This window comes from Bradyrhizobium sp. Kon69 (assembly GCF_055807515.1).
Map to the genome: position 1 here is coordinate 52737 of NZ_JBVVOS010000032.1, position 16887 is coordinate 69623.

Genomic DNA, 16887 nt, shown 5'->3' on the forward strand with positions numbered 1-16887 from the left:
AAGGGCTCAGGGCCCCGCAACCACAGATTTTGGGGCCAAAACTTCACCTCAGACTGGACGCGTTCCCTAACTTCTTGGAAGAATAGCCCAATCGGATCAAAAGGGAACGGAATTGTCGGACGTCACACGCCCAACGCCGCAGGAATTGGCCAGCACTACGGTCGAAACGAAGATATTCGCGGATATCGGCGGCCTTCTCGATTTCCATGCCCGCAAGAGGCCGGCGGCCCCCGCCCTCCTCGCCCCTGGTCGGCCGGTCCTCAACTACGGCGGGATTGGCCAGCAGACGCAGGATCTCGTCCGCACGCTGCGCGGGCTTGGCATTACCCCTGCCGACCGTATTGCGGTCGCGCTGCCGCGCGGTGCCGACAGCGCACTGGCCCTGATCGCGGTCGCCTCGAGCTGCGCTTGCGTCCCCGTCAATCCCGATCTGACGGCGGACGAGCTGCAACGCTATTTCAGCGAATTGAAGCTGAGCGCGCTCGTCACCCGGGCCGACACGAACTCGGCGGCCCGCGATGTCGCCAAGGTGCTCGATATTGCCGTGATCGATTTCGTGCCGGGGTCACAAGACGATCTCGGCGGCTGCACGTTCGTCGGGCCGGCGGTTGGACCGGCGAGCAGCAGCGGCGCCTCGCGCGGCGACGACGACGCGTTCATCCTGCTGACCTCGGGCACGGCGGCGCGGCCGAAGATGGTGCCGCTGACGCATCGCAACGTCTGTCTCTCCGCCTACAATGCCGGCCGCGTGCTGTCGCTCGCGTCCCACGATCGTCTGCTCAACGTCCTGCCGCTGTTTCACGCCCATGGTTTGATTTCCGGCCTGCTGACGGCGCTGGCCGCGGGCTCCAGCGTGATCTGTACCGAGGGTTTCGACGCAGCCTCCTTCTTCGGCTGGATGCGGCAGTTGCAACCGAGCTGGTACACGGCAGTGCCGACCATCCATCGCGCGCTGCTGACGGCGGCGGAAGCCAACCCGGATCTCGCCCGATCGTCCTCGCTGCGCGTGATCCGCTCCGCCTCGGCCTCGCTTGCGCCTGCCATTCTCGACGGGCTGGAGGCGACGTTCGGCGTTCCCGTGCTCGAAACCTACGGCATGACGGAGGCGGCCTCGCAGATCGCGGCCAATCCGTTCGAGCTGCGCAAGGTCGGATCGGTCGGCCGCGCCGCGGGCCCCGAGATCGCCATCATGGACGAGACGGGCCGCGCGCTCGCCAGCGGCGAGCACGGCGAGATCATGCTGCGCGGACCGAACATGAGCAGCGGCTACTATAATGACGAGGCGGCGACGCAGGCTGCCTTCCGCAACGGCTGGTTCCGGACCGGCGATCTCGGCTATCTCGATGCCGACGGCTATCTCTTCATCGTCGGCCGCATCAAGGACGTCATCAACCGCGGCGGACAGAAGATCTCGCCCCTGGAGGTGGAAGAGGTTCTGCTCAGCCATCCGGCGGTGCTGGAGGCAGGCGTGTTTGCCGTCCCGCACCCGAAGCTCGGCGAGAACGTCGCCGCAATCGTGGTGCTGCGGCCGAATTCCGAGGCGACCTCGGACCAGTTGCGCCAGTTCGCCCGGAAACGGCTCGCGGCCTACAAGGTGCCGAGCCTGATCCGCAGCGTGGCGACGCTGCCGAAAGGCGCCAGCGGCAAGGTCAAGCGCAATGCGCTGGCCGAGCTGATCGCAACAATGGGCGGCGGCGAGGAGGATGAGGCCCGTCTGCCGCGCAACGCGCTGGAGACCGAGCTCGCCGGGATCTGGGCCAATTTGCTGGAGCTGCCGCAGGTCGGGAGCGATCAGGACGTCTTCGCGCTCGGCGCCGACTCGCTCGCGGTGACGCAGATGCGCTCGCGCCTGCGCGAACGCTTCAACGTCGATTTCTCGTTCGAGGACGTTTTTGATTGCGCCACGGCCGCCGCGCTTGCGGCCCGGATCGAGACCTCAACTCATCGCGAAGCGATGCTGCCGGCCTGGCGCCAGGCCATGAAAGCAGACGCGCCGCTGTCGTTCCAGCAGCAGCGGATGTACGTGCTCTCGCGACTGGACCCCACGCGCTACAATTATAACGTCGTCGAAGTCGCGCTCCTCAAGGGTAGGCTCGACGTCGCCGCACTTTCTACTGGCCTCGCCGCGATGTCGGCGCGCCATGAGGCGTTGCGGTCGGTCATCGTCGAACGTGAGGGCGAGCCGGTGCAGCTTGTGCTGCAATCGCCGCCGCAGTTCGAGCGGATCAAGCTCAAGGCCTGCCCTGCGGACAAGCGGGCCGCTGTTGTCAGGCGCGAAGCGCTCCGGCTCGCGCAACATCCGTTCGACCTCGCGCACGAGGCGCCGCTGAAGGTCACGTTGCTCTCGTTCGACAAGAGCAGCCACGCGCTCGTGGTCAACGTCCATCATCTCGTCACCGACGGCTGGTCGCAGCGGCTGTTCTGGGAAGAACTCGCCGCCCATTATTCGGCAGCGCGCAAGAACGACGTGGCGGCACTGCCTTCGCCAGCCTTCCAGTATCGCGACTTTGCGCTCTGGCAGCAGAGCTGGGCGCAGACGCCGGCCGCCAAGGAGCAGCTCGATTACTGGCGGACGCAGCTCGACGGCGTCACCACACTGCCGCTGCGGACCGACCGACCAAGGCCGGAGGTCTGGAGCGGCCACGGTGCCCGTTGCTATCTCGAATTCTCCAAAACCCTGTCGGCCGACCTGCGTGCGCTGAGCCAGAACCAGGGCGTCACGCCCTTCATGACCTTGCTCGCAGTGTTCCAGTGCCTGCTGTTCCGTCACACCGGACACGAGGATGTCGCGACCGGATCGCTGATCGCCAACCGCAACCAGATCGAGAGCGAGCGCCTGATCGGATTGTTCGCCAACACCCTGATCCTGCGCAATGATTTTGGCGGCGACCCGAGCTTCGGCGACATGTTGCGCCGGGTACGGCAGGTCACGCTCGATGCCTATCGCAACCAGGACCTCCCGATCGAAGAGGTCCTTCGCGCGCTTCAGATCGCGCGAAGGACGGACGGCAATCCGCTGTTCCGGATCATGTTCATCCTGCAGAATGCCTCGATCGAGGCGGCATCTTTCTCCGGCCTGTCGACGCGGCGGATCGAGATCGATCCAAAAGTGGCGCGATTCGACATCACACTCGAGCTGGTCGAGGCTGACGGCCGTTTCACCGGCTTCTTCGAATACGCCACCGATCTGTTCGACGCGGCGACGATCGAGGGCATGGCCGCTCAGTTCAAAACCCTGCTCAAATCCGTCATCGCCGATCCCGAGCAGCGCATCTCGCACCTGGCACTTCTGACCGAGACCGAACTCCGGCAGCTGCTGGCGCAGGGCCGGGGCGTGCCGGCCAATTTCGCCACGCGCGGCAATTTGAGCGAACGTTTCGACCGCCAGGTCAAGAAGATGCCGAACGCGATCGCGGTGTCGGACGGCCGCACATCCCTGAGCTATCGCGAGCTGGCGCGCCGCAGCCAGGCGGCCGCGCGCTGGCTGGCCCGCGAAGGCGTCGGCGCCGAAGCCGTGGTCGCCTTGCTTGCGGAGCGCGGACCCGACCTGCTCGCGGCGATGATCGCCGTGCAACGCGTAGGCGCTGCCTTCCTCAATCTCGATCCCGACCAGCCGCCGGCACGGCTCGCAACCATCCTCGGATCGAGCGGCGCCCGCATGCTGCTGACCGGACTGGCGCAGTCGTCCATGGCGGAGGCGCTGCTCGAACCGCTGGTCGAGCGCATCCCAATGGCCGGGCTCGAGGATGCGATCGCGCCAGCGTCGACCAAGCCGGCCCGCGCGGCGCGGCGCGCGGCTTCGAGCCTTGCCTATCTCATCTACACTTCCGGGTCCTCCGGCGCGCCCAAGGGCGTCATGATCGAGCAGCGCGGGCTTTCGAACCATCTCGCCTCGCTCATCTCCGAGCTGAACCTCTCGCGCCGGGACGTGATCGCGCAGACCGCGCCGCAGAGTTTTGTCATCTCGGTGTGGCAGTTCCTCGCCGGGCCCATGGTCGGCGCGCGCGTCCATGTCTGCGGTACCGCGATCCTGCAGGACCCGATTTTGCTCGCGCGCGAGATTGAGCGCGAGGGCATCACGGTGCTGGAGATCGTCCCATCGCTGCTGCGCGTGATCCTCGATCGCATGGACGAGGCACAGGTCCGATGCGTCTTTGCGAGGCTGCGCCTTCTGATCTCGACGGGCGAGCCCCTGCCCGTCGATCTCTGCAACGCCTGGTTCGCGCGCTGCCCGAAAGTGCCGCTGATCAACGCTTACGGTGCGTCGGAATGTTCCGACGACGTCTCGCTGCATCGCCTGACCAGGGCGCCGGCGACCATGACAAACAACGTCCCGGTCGGCGCGCCGCTGCCGAATACCCAGCTCTACGTACTCGACGCAAGCCTGCAGCCGCAGCCGGTCGGCGTGACCGGCGAGCTCTGCATCGGCGGCGCCGGTGTCGGCCGCGGCTATGTCAACGATCCCGCGCAGAACCGGCAGCGCTTCCTGCCCGATCCGTTCTCGCGCAAAGCAAGCAGCCGGCTGTACCGGACCGGCGACCTCGCCCGCCGCCGTGCCGACGGCACGATCGAATGCCTCGGTCGCGCCGACCATCAGGTCAAGGTCCGCGGCTACCGAATCGAGCTCAAGGAGATCGAGAACGCGCTTGCCGACCATCCGGATGTGCGCGCGGGCATCGTCGAGCCGCGTCGCGAAGCAAGCGGCGATGTCAGGCTGATTGCCCATACCGTCGCGAGATCCGGCAGCCGGAGCAGCGCCAGCGAGCTGCGCGACTTCCTGAAGAGCCGGCTGCCGGGCCATGCCATCCCGTCCGCGTTTCTGTTCCTGGATCAGGTGCCGCTCAATGCCCATGGCAAAATCGACCGGAGCGCGCTGCTGGCGCCGGCGCAGCAGGAAACCTCAGGACCGGATGCGGCGGTGCCGGCGCGGCGCTTCACCGAAAAGGTGCTGTCCGACATCTGGATCGACCTGCTGAAGGTCGAGAGCCTCGGCGTCACCGACAATTTCTTCGACCTCGGCGGCCACTCGCTGCTGGCGGGCCAGGTGATGGCCCGCGTCGCCCGGGCGCTTGGCGTGTCGCTGCCGATCAAGACCATCTTCGAGGCACCGACGATCGACGAGCTTGCCCGGCGGGTCGACGAGGCCGTGGCGGCAAAGCCGCGCAAGCCGGCCGCAAGTTTGGCAAGGCTGGTTGGAGCGAGCCTGGCCGAAGGCAGCCCTCCCACGCTCTCGATCGCGCAGGACCAGATGCTGCGGATCGAGCAGAATCTTTCGGGTTTGCCGCTGTTCAACCTGCCTTTCGCCTTCCGCCTCCAGGGGCCGCTCAATCTGGCCGCCCTGGCGCAGGCGATCGACGACATCGTGCGTCGGCACGAATCGCTGCGGACCCATTTCGGCTGGAGCGGCGGGGAGCCCGTCAGCCACGTCGCCGCGCCCGGCGCCCTCGGCCGTGTCCTGACCGTCGAGACGATCGGCGACGGTCAGCCCCACAACAACAAGCGGCGCAAGGCGCTGGAGCTCCGCAAGATCGATCTCCTGATCGAACAGGAGACCTATGTCCCGATCGACACCACGCGCGCGCCGCTGCTGCGCACCCGGCTGTTGCGGCTCCACGATGACGATCACGTGTTGCTGCTGACGCTGCACCACGCCGTCGTCGACGGCTGGTCGATCGGCGTGCTGTTCGAGGAATTGTCCCACCGCTATGCGGCGCTGGCTGGCTATCCGTCGGTGCCGCTGCCGAAACCGCCGCCGGCCTTTTCGGACGTGGCGCGCTGGCAGCGCTGGTGGTGCGGCACCGATGCCGCCCGCCGTCAGGCGGCTGAATGGACGGAGAATTTGCGCGGGGCGGCTCCCCTCTTCGAGGGCGAATCAAGCCCAGGCCCGTCCAGAGGGCACCATCCGGTCAGTCTCGAGCGTGAGCTGATCGGCCAGCTCGCGGCCTTCGCCGGCCAGCACAATTGTACGCTGTTCATGTGTCTGCTGACCGGCCTGAAAGCCCTGCTGCTGGCGCGGACCGGCCGCGACGACATCTCGATCGCCACCGCCATGGCCAATCGCGCCCAGCCTGACACCGACCGGATCGTCGGTCCGTTCGAGAACACGGTGATCGTTCGCACCAAAATCACGCCGGAGCTGTCGTTCGCGCAGGCCGTGGCCCGGGTCCGCCAGAGCGTGCTTGACGCGCATGCGCGCCAGGAGCTGCCGTTCAACATCCTGGCCGACCATCTGGAGCAGGAGGGGGTCAATCCAGCCTCGCTGCTCCAGGTCTATTTCACCCTGCAAAACCCGCTGCGCCAGCCGCTCGATCTGCCTGATCTCACGACAGGATCGATCGGCAACATTGCCCGCGAGGGCCAGCCGGTGCTGCCGATCGACCAGACCTGGCTGTCGCTGATGCTCAAGGAGCGGCCGACGGGAATCACCGGTTCATGCAATTACAAGAGCGAGCTGCTCGACGGCGCTACGGTCGGCCAGTGGATGAAGGATCTCGTCGCGCTGCTCGGGGCCGCCCTCGCCCAACCCAACGCGCCGCTCGGCCGATTGCTCAATCGCAGGGCGGCATGACCGGCCGCAGAGCACGGGCGAATACGGGGTCACCCGTCAAAGCTGTGAATGACCAAGTTGCATCTTGATTATTTGGCGCCATCGCGCAAGATTATTCTCGCGTTTTGATTTGGACGATTATTTTCAACCGGGGAGTTCGTTATGGGTTTCATCAAATTTACCAAGGGCACCTCGTTGAGCGACAAGGACCGCAAGGCCCTGCAGAAGTTGCTCGGCGCCGAAAAGAAGAAGCTGCAGTCCGCGCTGAAGGACGTCGACGCCAGTATTTCGATGCTGGGCGGCTCCAAGAAGTCCAAGAAGAAGAAGACGTAAGACTCGTCGGCCGGGACGCCGCACGAATCTTCAGGCTTCAGTTTTCGGGCTTCAGTTTTCAGATTTGGCCGCTCGCGTGTCGAGTTGGGGTCTCGCACAAGCTTGCGCCCGTAAACCGGCCAGCAATCGACAAGGATTCGCCTGAGTGGACCGCTAGAAGCGGTGCACTCAGTTGATTCTTGCTCAGTTGATTCTTCCGTCATGGCAGGGGATTTGGCCCCGGCCTGACGCCATGGGCCCAATTGATGGCAGACGACAGGATTGAACTGTTTGTCGGACTGATCGAGACTTTTGACGCGCCGGGTGCAGTCGATACCTGCCGGCGTTTGCTCTCGATCGACGAACGGGTACGAGCCGACCGCTTCAAGTTCGAGCGGCACCAGCGGCAGTATATTTTCGCGCACGCGTTGTTGCGGCTTGCGCTCTCGCACGTCGCGCCGAATGTCGCACCCACCGACTGGTCATTTGCGGCCGGACGTTACGGGCGGCCGTTTGTCGCATTGCCCAAGACCTCGAGCGCGCTGCATTTCAGCCTGTCCCATGCCGATGGCTGCGTCGCCTGCGTCGTGTCAGGGCATGAGACGGTCGGCGTCGACGTCGAGACCGTGTCACGGCGCGTCGCGCCGCTGTCCACCGCGCTCCGGTTCTTCGCGCCGGAAGAGGTCGAAGCGCTGCGCGGACTGCCGGAGCGCGCCGCGATCGAGCGCTTCTTCGACTACTGGACGCTGAAAGAGGCCTATCTGAAGGCCAGGGGTTTCGGCCTCAATTTGCCGCTCGATGCCTTCGCGATGCAGGTATCGCGCGAGGCCATCGAGATCAGCTTCAAGCCCGATATCGCCGACGATCCGCAAGGCTGGCGATTCCAGCTATTCTCGCCGTCGCCCTCGCATCGCCTCGCGATCGCCGACGGCTCTCGCGCCACCGGTGGCCTGCCCATCACCCGCAATGCCTGGCCGCTCCAGGAAGCGGCTGAATGACGCCGCCGCGGCTGCGCGTCTTTCCCGCAATCTCGCGCAACCGCGATCCCAAGAAATATGTCGGCGAGTTGATGCGGGTGGCGCAGTTCGCCGAGCGCAACGGCTTCGAGGGCATCCTGCTGTTCGAAGGCAACGACGTGTTCGTCGAGCCTTGGGCGATGGCACAGCACATCATTGGCGAGACGACCCGATCCTCGCCGCTGATCGCGGTCAATCCGGTCTACATGCACCCGTTCACGGCGGCAAAATTCGTCTCGTCCTTTGCGCAGCTCCACGGCCGCAAGGTCTATCTCAACATGATCACGGGGACGGCGGTCAGCGATTTGCAGGGGCTCGGCGACGAGCAAACGCATGCCGACCGCTATGTCCGGCTCGGCGAATTCGTTGCGCTGATGCGCCAGTTGCTGGCAAGCCCGCGGCCGGCCACTTTCGAGGGCCGGTTCTACCGCGCGAGCAACCTGCAACTGCGGCCGCGCCTGGCGCCCGAGCTGATGCCGGAATTTCTGGTCGCAGGCCAGTCCGAACCGGCACAGCGCGTCGCAAAGGAGACCGGCTGCATCAAGATGCAGATGCTGCCGCCCGATCTCGACCGCGGCCTCGATGCGCCGGGCGTGAATTTTGGAATTTTCGCCCGCGAGGGACGCGACGAGGCACGGCGAGCGGCAAAGGCGCGTTTCCGCGATAATGCCGACGATCGCGAGCTGCTCGTGCTCACCGTGGAGAACAGCGATTCCGTGTGGAAACGGCGCCTCTACGAGGGCCAGAGCGGCGAGCTCGCGGACAATGGCTATTGGCTGCTGCCGTTCCTGACCTTCCAGGCCGACTGCCCCTACCTCGTCGGCAGCTACGCGGAGATCGGCGCGAAGCTGAAGGAATTTGCCGCAAAGGGGCTGACCACGATCATGCTCGACATGGTCGCGGACGAGACCGAGATGCAGCACGTCTGCAAGGCGCTCGCGGCGAGCGGGATGTTTTGAGATCGAATTATCAAGGAAGCGCCTCTTCTCCCTCTCCCCGTTCTTACGGGGAGAGGGTCGGGGTGAGGGGCTCTCTCTGCGGGCGAGATATGCCTGAGACCTGTACCCCCTCACCCGGAATTTGCTCGCGCAAATTCCGACCTCTCCCCGCAAGCGGGGAGAGGTAAACTTCACCGCGCTTGTTCGAATCCGGCCAGCACCGAGGTCAGGTTCGCGCCGAGGATATCCGAGAGATAGCCGCCCTCCTGCACGAACACGGTCGGCAGGCCCATCTTCGCGATGGCCTGGCCGATGCGGCGAAAGCCGGGCGTGGTGACGGCGAGGCCCTTCAGCGGATCGTGCTCGGAGGCGTCGAGGCCGAGCGCGATGACGAGGGCGCCGGGCGCAAAGGATTCGATCGCCTTGCGCGCGACCTCCATCGCCTGGATGTAGCCGTCATCGCCGGTGCCGATCGCCAGGGGAATGTTGAGATTGGCGCCGAGGCCAGGACCTTCGCCGCGCTCATGCGCATAGCCCCACACGTAAGGATAATACGCGACCGGATCGGCATGGATCGAGACCGTGTAGATATCCGGCCGCGCGTAAAAGATGCCTTGCGTGCCGTTGCCGTGGTGGACGTCGACGTCGAGGATCACGACACGCTCGTGCCTCTGCCGCAGATGCGCCGCCGCGATCGCGCTGTTGTTGAGGAAGCAGAAGCCGCCGGCCATGTCGCGATAGGCGTGATGGCCGGGCGGCCGGCAGAGCGCATAAGTCGCATCCTCGCCGTCCATCACCATCTGTGCCGCGGTGACCGCGACGTCGGTCGCAGCGCAGGCCGCGGCCCAGGTGCCCGGGCCGATCGGCGCCGCGGTGTCGGCGGTGTGCCAGCCGAGCTTGCCGGTGATATGGGTGGGATAAGTCGCGGCATGGCGCACCGGATGGATATTGCCGATCATCTCCGGGCCGGAATCGCCGAGCGCGGTCCAGGCCTCCCAGGCCTCGCTCAGGAACGACAGATATTCCGGACTGTGGATGCGCGCACGCGGCCCCTGCCCGAATGTGGTTGGCTCGACCAGTTGATGCTTGCCGTCCTTCAATCCCTTGAGCAGGCGGTCGGCCCGCTCGGGCTGCTCGGTGGTGCGCTTGACGACGCCGCGAACCAGGAAGAATTGCGGATCGTGGCTGCGATGCAGCTCGGTATGGACGGCTTTCACTCGAACAACTCCGTGGTCGCTTTGACGGTGCCACAGATGTCTAAATCGCCGCGGCGGCGAGATGCAAGCAAGAAGAATGCCGCCCCTGTCGCACCGCCCGCCGCAAGCAGATCGCTCGTGAAGCTCAGCAGCGCCCACGCTGAAGGCAGTGCTCGCGGCCCTGCTGGTCGGTGCGGAAAGACTCGACGAAGCCGCCCTGACGCTGGGTGACGAAGATCGTCTTGCCGTCGTGGCCGCCGAAGGCAAGATTGGTCGGCTCCTTGGCTCTCAGCGCGATCTCCCGCTCGACCGCGCCATTGGCCTTCATCAACGTGATCGTGCCCTTGAGGATGCGCGCGACATAGAGGCGGCCGGCCATGTCGGTGCGCAGGCCGTCGACGGTGTCGGGCTGAAACGCCTTGACGAGTTTTGGATTGGTGAGCTCGTTGCCGCCGACCGTGTAGGACCAGATCTGGCCGCTGCTGGATTCCCCGACATAGAGCGTCTTGTCATCAGGGCTGAGGTCGATGCCGTTGGTCGTGCCCATCGCGCGCGGCGCCGACATGAGCTGTCCCTGCACCGTTCCGTCGGCTCCCTTCGCGATGCGCCAGATGTGGCCTTCGCGACCTTTCCAGTTCGGATCGCTCGCGTAGATCGTGCCGTCGCGGGCGATGGTGATGTCGTTGGGCTGGTTCATCTCGTCGGAGTGAAACCAGATGACGGGCTCGGTCGATCCCTTCGGGATCGCGAAGATGTTGTGCTTCTTGTAGTCGGCGATGAACATGGTGCCGTCGCGCGCGAAGCGTATGGCATTGCCGACGCTGCCCTCAGGCAAAGCCGTGAACGGCTCGGACACCGCGCCGCCGACAGGCAGCTTGCCGATGGTGCCGGGCTTGCCGAAATTGACGACGAAGAGATTGCCGTCGAGATCGGCGGCCGGCCCTTCGATGCCGAACGTGTATTCGCCTGATGGCGTCACCTGCACGCTTTCGAACAGTTTCGTTTCCGCTCGTGCCGGTGCCGTCGCAAGGACGAGAACAACGCTACTGCACAGGCACCAGAAATTCCTGCCGGATGTAATAGCCATCGCCGTCGCTGCACTCGCCATTCAGATAGGGATCGGCCGGCCGGAAGAAGCGGCTGAAGCCGGGTTTGTCTACAGCGTTCCTTTGTGTCACGACGACGACCTTGGCGGCCGGTATTTCGCCGCATTCCTTGTTGGTTTTGCCAAAGAACTTGCGCTGCGGCGGGCCGGGCTTGACCCGCATCCGGATGCCCGGAACCATTTTTGACACCAGCAGATCCGCCGTGTCGAGCACGCGCGTGTAACCAGGCTCGGCCTTCGGCAGGCCTTCGCCACCCGGCGGCATCAGCTTCTCCGCGCCTAACCCACGAAGCCGCGTGCGCAACTTGCCGGAGTCGGGATCACCAGGATAGATCCAGCCATCCTGCGACAGCATGAAGCGAAGCACGGTCGCGTCCTTCTGTGCGTCCGATTGGCCAGGCCTCAGGCCGAAATCCGAGTGACAGCCGACGCAATGCTTTTCGACGAGGCCCTTGCGCAAATTGGTGAGCCGGATGCTGTTCTGCGCGTCCCTGGCAACGAAGGCCGCCAGTTGATCGATCAGCGCCTGGCTCCGCATGTCGCAGGGCAAGGGCGGCGGCGCATCGCCCGCGGCGCGGTCGATCCGGATCACGGTCTGGTTCTTGTCCTCGACCAACCAGATTGCGCCGTCCTCCGCGACCGTCATGCCGACGGGCGCACCTTGCGGCCGTGCGCCGTTGACGCGATGCCAGCCTGAGACCAGTTCCTCGAACGGCGCGGCGGCGACGTCGCCGGCCTCGGTCTGGAAGCTGTGGGTCGGATCGGCCGCGCAACTGACATGATAGCGTACCGGCGCCGGCGTGGGCTTCGGGAAGCCGTGCTCGTCGACGTCATAGACGACGACGCGGCTGCCGGTCGGGCGATAGCCATGCAGGCCGACCAGCAGCTTGCCCTCGAGCTCCGGAAATTTCGCACCGTGATAATAGAGCATCGCGAGCGGCGCGCCGTGCGGCGGCAGCAGCGAGAACGGTGCCTTGTAGAGAGCGTTGGCGGTGCACAGCGACTTGTAGACCCCCGACTGCAACACGATCCTGAATTCGGGACTCGGCGTCGACAAATCGTAGCAATAAGGCCAGCCGTAATGCCTGCCCTGCTCGATCGCGTTGATCTCCTCGTTCGGCTTGAAAACGTCGGGCAGGTCGCGGCCGTTCTCGCCTTGCAGGAAGGCATAGCCCGCATCGGGAAAGCTCGGATGCAGCGCCAGCGCCATCGAGTTGCGCAGGCCGCGCGCGTAGACGCTGTGCGGCGGGTCGGTCTCGCCAGGCTTCAACGCCGGGAAGATACCGCCCGGGGGCGGCGTGAACAGCCAGATCGCGGCCATCGCGGAAGCGCCCTCGGCCGCCGCGCAAGGTTTCGTGATCGGCGCCGGCGTGATGCAGTCGTCGCTGTGCGAGCCGATGTTGATGAACAGCCGGCCGTTCTTATCAAAGACAAACTGCTTGAGTGGATGCGCGCTCTCGTCGAGCTTTGTGCCATCGGGCAATGTGACCCGGCGGCCGGGCATGTGACGGACGATGGTCTCGACCGTGTCGCGCGGATTGTCGGCGAGCGGATCGAACCGGAAGATCGTCTCCGCGCTCGAGGCATAGAGCCTCTTGTCCGGGCCGATCACGAGACCAAACGGATATTCGATTGCAGTCAGCAGCTCCTTGAACCGCTGTCCCTGGGGCGCGCGCGGGTCGAGCAACAGCAGCCGACCATCGGTATGGCCCCAGCCCGCCATGTCGGCGACCACGAACAGGTCACGACCGGGCACCTGGATGATCGAGCGCGGGAATTTCAGCCGATCCTCCTCGCTGGCGACGAGGCCCGCACAAAATCCCGCCTTCATGTCGATCTGGATTTTTGGAAAGGCCAGATCGGCACTGCCGCAGGTCTCCGTGCCGATGGCATAGCCGCTCTTGCGGACCGGTTCTGATGAGCCTACCGAGGTCAGGGTCAGGAGGACCACCAGGGCGACCGCGCACGCGCGCAGGCTTCGGCTTTCACGCCAAAATGTGAGGTGGTTCACGGCGCCTCCCGGACTTTCCGTCCAGGGTTGTTCCATGCCGTGGGAATGCCGTCCAGTTGATCAACACCCCCTTGTGATCAAACCAGCAGGGGGCTTGGCGCCGACCAATCTCCGTAGATTCCCTTACCGGGCTCGACCCGAATGTTTCGCGAAGGCTTGGAATGGTATCGGTTTGCCGTCCCAATCGCTCCCAATAGGAGACGCATATGGTCCAGGTCTATTTTCACTGCTCCAACTTGGACGGCACGCTGATCGATCGCAGCGGCACAGCCGTGACCAACCTGACCGAGGCGCGCGACCGTGCCGCCCAGATCATGAACGCGATGATCCTGACGCCCGGCGCTGAGGATTGGCGCGACTGGGTCATCCATGTCAGCGGCTCCGATGGCGAGGAGATCTTCGATCTCCCCTTCACTGCCATGCTCGGCAAGCCGCACTGAGGTGATGCCATGTTGCTCGCGTCACTGACCCTGCTCCGCCAGCCCCTGAACTTCGTCGCCAGCAAATGGCAGACGCTGATGCGGGTCGCGGGCAATCCCTACCGCCCCGAGCTTCACTACATGCGCGGGCCTGGCCCGAAATGGCACGCCAAGTATCAGGCCAGCCGGCTGGATCGCGCGCGCTGAGCCCTGCGGCTCCTGCTCCCCACTGATCGGTGTCTCAATGCGTCATGCCCGGGGATAGCCGTCCGAAGGACGGCGTCGCTTCCGCTCGCCTATGTCCCGGGCATTCTCGTCTTTCCGAGCACCATCCCCTGCCTGTTTCACACCAGCCATGCCGCGCCGCGCTTTCGATGTTCTCACTGGGGGCGATGTGCCATTCTTTGTGCGCTCCGCCGAATGCGGAACTCAGCGCAACGAAACAAGACAGCACACAAACATCATGCCTCACCAATTCAGCCACGCCCAAACCGTCCGCAAGCCCGCCGTCACATCCAAAGGCGGCATCGTCGCCGCGCAATCGCGGCGGGCGGCAGAAGTGGGAGCGCAAGTGCTGGCGGCGGGCGGCGACTGCGTGGATGCGATCGTCGCCACCACCTTCGCGCTCAACGTGCTGGAGCCCTGGAACAGCGGCATGGGCGGCGGCGGCGCGATGGTGCTCTACCGTGCCGCGGAAAATCGCTATGAGGTGATCGACTACGGCATGTGCGCGCCGCAAAGCCTGCGCACCGCAGACTATCCGCTCAGCGGCGAAGGCGCGGCTTCCGATCTGTTTCCCTGGCAGCGGGTCAAGGACGACCGAAACATCCACGGTCCCGGCTCGATCGCCGTGCCCGGGGTCGTCGCCGGCATGGAGGAGGCGCATCGCCGCCACGCCAGGCTGCCATGGAAAGATCTCGTTGCGCCGGCCGTGGCGCTTGCCGGCGAAGGCCTGCTGGTCGACTGGTGGACCACGCTGACGATCGCGGCATCGGCGGCCGATCTTCGGCGCTATCCCGCGAGCGCAGCAACGTTCCTGAAGAACGGCCTGCCGCCGAGCGCGCCATGGGGTATCAAGTCCGAGACGCGGCTGCCGCTGGATACGCTGAAGGCGACGCTGGCGCATCTTGCGGCCGCCGGTCCGCGCGATTTCTACCGGGGCGATCTTGCCAGAAGCATCGCGTCCGACATCAAGGCTGACGGCGGCGCGCTATCGGTCGAGGACCTCGCCGCGTTCCGAGCCCATCTGCGCGATCCGCTGGCGATCCCCTATCGCGGCGGCAAGGTGTTTGCGACGCCGGAGCTGACGGCCGGACCGACCATGGCGCATGCGCTGCGCCTGTTGCAGCAGAACCTGAAGCCGGGAAGCGCGCCCGATGCAGCCGCCTATGCCGAATATGCCGCCGCGCTGCAATCGGCCTATCGCGAGCGGCTCAAGGACATGGGCGATGCCGACGGCAAGCGCTCGCTCGGCGCGGACTATCTGGCGCCCGCCTGCACCACGCACTTCTCGGTAGTCGATCGCCACGGCAACATCGCGGCGGTGACGCAGACGCTGCTGTCTTCCTTCGGCTCGAAATACGTCACGCCGCACACCGGCATCGCCATGAACAACGGCATCATGTGGTTCGACCCGATGCCGGGCACCACCAACTCGCTCGCCCCAGGCAAGCGCTGCCTCACCAACTACACGCCCGTCATCGCCGAGGCCAAGGACGGCAGACGGCTCGCGGTCGGCGCCTCCGGCGGTCGCCGCATCCTGCCGTCGGTGATGCAGATCGTGTCGTTTGCGATGGATTTCGGCATGGATCTCGACGCCGCGATCCACCAGCCGCGCATCGACGCCAGCGAAGGCGCGATCGTGATCGGCGATACCAGGTTGCCGGCGGGCACACGCGAGACGCTCGCGGCGCGATTCGACTATGAAGAAGCGCGAGTGCAGTCCTTGCCGCAAAAATTCGCCTGCCCGAGCGTCGTGATGCGCGACGGCGACACCAATTCCGGCGCGGTCGAGATCTTCCAGCCCTGGGCCGACGCTGTGGCGGAGGGCTGAGGCTTAGATCCCCAGCCGGTCGCGCACGCGACCAGCGATCACTGCCGTCGTCACGCCGACCGGCCAGAAGGCATGCATCGGAATCGGCTTGATGCCGGTGACGGGCATGTCGATCTCGGCCTTGGCGCCGCCGATCAGCCGCCGCGCCAGCTGCGCGCCCATCGCGGTCGAGAGCGCGACGCCACGGCCGTTGCAGCCGAGCGAGATCAGGATGTTGTCCGCGGGCTCGTGCACATGCGGGTAATGATCCCCGGTGATGGCGAGCCGGCTGTTCCAGCCATGGGTCCAGGCGACGCCCTTGAGCTGCGGCCATAGCCGCTCGGCGTATCGCATGAGATAGGCGACGTCGCGCGGCGAACTGATCCAGCGCATCGGGCCGCGGCCGCCCATCAAGAGGCGGTTCTGCTGATCGATGCGGTAATAGACGGTGATATGGCCGCTCTCGTAAAGGACGGGACGCGTCGGCATGATCGAACGCGTGACCTCATCCGAAAGCGGCGCGGTGGCGGCGATCGAGGAGAACACCGGCACGATGGTGCGGCGAAGCGCCGGCCAGAGATCGTCGGTAAAACCGTTGGTCGCGAGCAGCACCTTGTCGGCATGCACCACCGCGCGCGGCGTCTCGATGCGCCAGCGGCTGCCCTCGCGACGGAGCGACAGCGCCGGTGTCTCGCCGTGCACCTTCGCGCCTGCCGAGATCGCGGCGCGCGCAAGGCCGCGAGCGTAGCTGAGCGGATGCAAGTCGCCGCCGCGGGTATCGAACATGGCGCCGATGTAACGATCCGTGCCGGTCATCTCGCGCAACTGCTCGCGATTGAGGTACGTCACCGGCATACCGCGGGCGATGCATTGTTGTGCGGTTGTCTCGATCGCGGCGGCGCTGGCCTCGTTATAGGCCGCGCGCAGCGTACCGTTCTGCCGCGCTTCGCACGGGATCTGGTAGCGGCGGATCAAATCATGCGTGAAATTCGTCGTGCCGTAGGAGAAGTCAATCATGCGGCGGCCGAGCTCAGTGCCGAAATCGGCCTCGATCTGATCGGGGTCGTGCTTCAGTCCGGGATTGGTATGGCCGCCATTATTGCCGGATGCGCCCCAGCCCGGCTCCTGCGCCTCCAGCACCAGTGCCTCGACGCCTTGCTCGGCCAGATGCAACGCCGTGGACAGGCCGGTGTAGCCGCCGCCGACAATGGCGACCGAGACCGTCTTGTCGATTTCGAGCGGCGGCGTGGCCACCGGCGCAACGGCGGTGTCGGCATAGAGAGACGGCGGCAGAGGCAGGCGCGTGGTCAT

Annotated in this window: 11 protein-coding genes; 7 read left to right on the forward strand and 4 right to left on the reverse strand. The window is 65.5% G+C overall.

The window, feature by feature from the left end; translation table 11 throughout:
* Positions 1 to 112: 112 nt before the first annotated feature.
* From AC0L3U_RS32580 to AC0L3U_RS32595, 4 genes are all read left to right on the forward strand, one after another.
* Positions 113 to 6568, forward strand: coding sequence for an amino acid adenylation domain-containing protein (locus AC0L3U_RS32580; protein WP_473364470.1), 6456 nt, complete (start codon positions 113 to 115; stop codon positions 6566 to 6568).
* Between the two features lie 141 nt (positions 6569 to 6709).
* Entirely contained in the window at positions 6710 to 6880 is a 171-nt protein-coding gene (locus AC0L3U_RS32585) for a hypothetical protein (RefSeq protein ID WP_162847227.1), read from the forward strand.
* A gap of 245 nt (positions 6881 to 7125) precedes the next feature.
* Positions 7126 to 7857 (forward strand): 4'-phosphopantetheinyl transferase family protein, encoded by a 732-nt coding sequence (locus tag AC0L3U_RS32590; protein ID WP_473364471.1) that lies wholly within the window; start codon positions 7126 to 7128, stop codon positions 7855 to 7857.
* Positions 7854 to 8834 (forward strand): LLM class flavin-dependent oxidoreductase, encoded by a 981-nt coding sequence (locus tag AC0L3U_RS32595; RefSeq protein WP_473364472.1) that lies wholly within the window; start codon positions 7854 to 7856, stop codon positions 8832 to 8834. The genes AC0L3U_RS32590 and AC0L3U_RS32595 overlap by 4 nt, the downstream gene beginning before the upstream one ends.
* Positions 8835 to 9004: 170 nt before the next feature.
* On the opposite strand, the gene AC0L3U_RS32600 is transcribed toward AC0L3U_RS32595, so the two are convergent.
* The 3 genes from AC0L3U_RS32600 to AC0L3U_RS32610 form a co-directional block, all read right to left on the reverse strand.
* A complete protein-coding gene (locus AC0L3U_RS32600; protein WP_473364473.1) occupies positions 9005 to 10030 on the reverse strand; it encodes a histone deacetylase family protein in 1026 nt (341 codons plus the stop codon).
* 124 nt (positions 10031 to 10154) lie between these two features.
* Positions 10155 to 11096: an SMP-30/gluconolactonase/LRE family protein gene (locus tag AC0L3U_RS32605; protein WP_473364474.1), complete on the reverse strand. Its 942-nt coding sequence runs from the start codon at positions 11094 to 11096 to the stop codon at positions 10155 to 10157.
* The gene (locus AC0L3U_RS32610; protein WP_473364475.1) at positions 11053 to 13125 is read right to left on the reverse strand and encodes a PQQ-dependent sugar dehydrogenase; all 2073 of its coding nucleotides are present in this window, start codon (positions 13123 to 13125) and stop codon (positions 11053 to 11055) included. The genes AC0L3U_RS32605 and AC0L3U_RS32610 overlap by 44 nt, the downstream gene beginning before the upstream one ends.
* 206 nt (positions 13126 to 13331) lie before the next feature.
* Here AC0L3U_RS32610 and AC0L3U_RS32615 point away from each other — a divergent pair, with 206 nt between their 5' ends.
* From AC0L3U_RS32615 to AC0L3U_RS32625, 3 genes are all read left to right on the forward strand, one after another.
* Complete coding sequence (locus tag AC0L3U_RS32615; protein ID WP_007606355.1) at positions 13332 to 13565, forward strand: DUF6894 family protein; 234 nt, start codon at positions 13332 to 13334, stop codon at positions 13563 to 13565.
* A gap of 9 nt (positions 13566 to 13574) precedes the next feature.
* Entirely contained in the window at positions 13575 to 13751 is a 177-nt protein-coding gene (locus AC0L3U_RS32620) for a hypothetical protein (RefSeq protein WP_197031156.1), read from the forward strand.
* A 256-nt stretch (positions 13752 to 14007) separates the two neighbouring features.
* Positions 14008 to 15597, forward strand: a complete 1590-nt coding sequence (locus AC0L3U_RS32625; protein WP_473364476.1) for a gamma-glutamyltransferase family protein — start codon at positions 14008 to 14010, stop codon at positions 15595 to 15597.
* 3 nt (positions 15598 to 15600) lie between these two features.
* Here AC0L3U_RS32625 and AC0L3U_RS32630 read toward each other — a convergent pair whose 3' ends face one another.
* On the reverse strand, positions 15601 to 16887 hold the full coding sequence (locus AC0L3U_RS32630; protein WP_473364477.1) for an NAD(P)/FAD-dependent oxidoreductase: 1287 nt from the start codon (positions 16885 to 16887) through the stop codon (positions 15601 to 15603).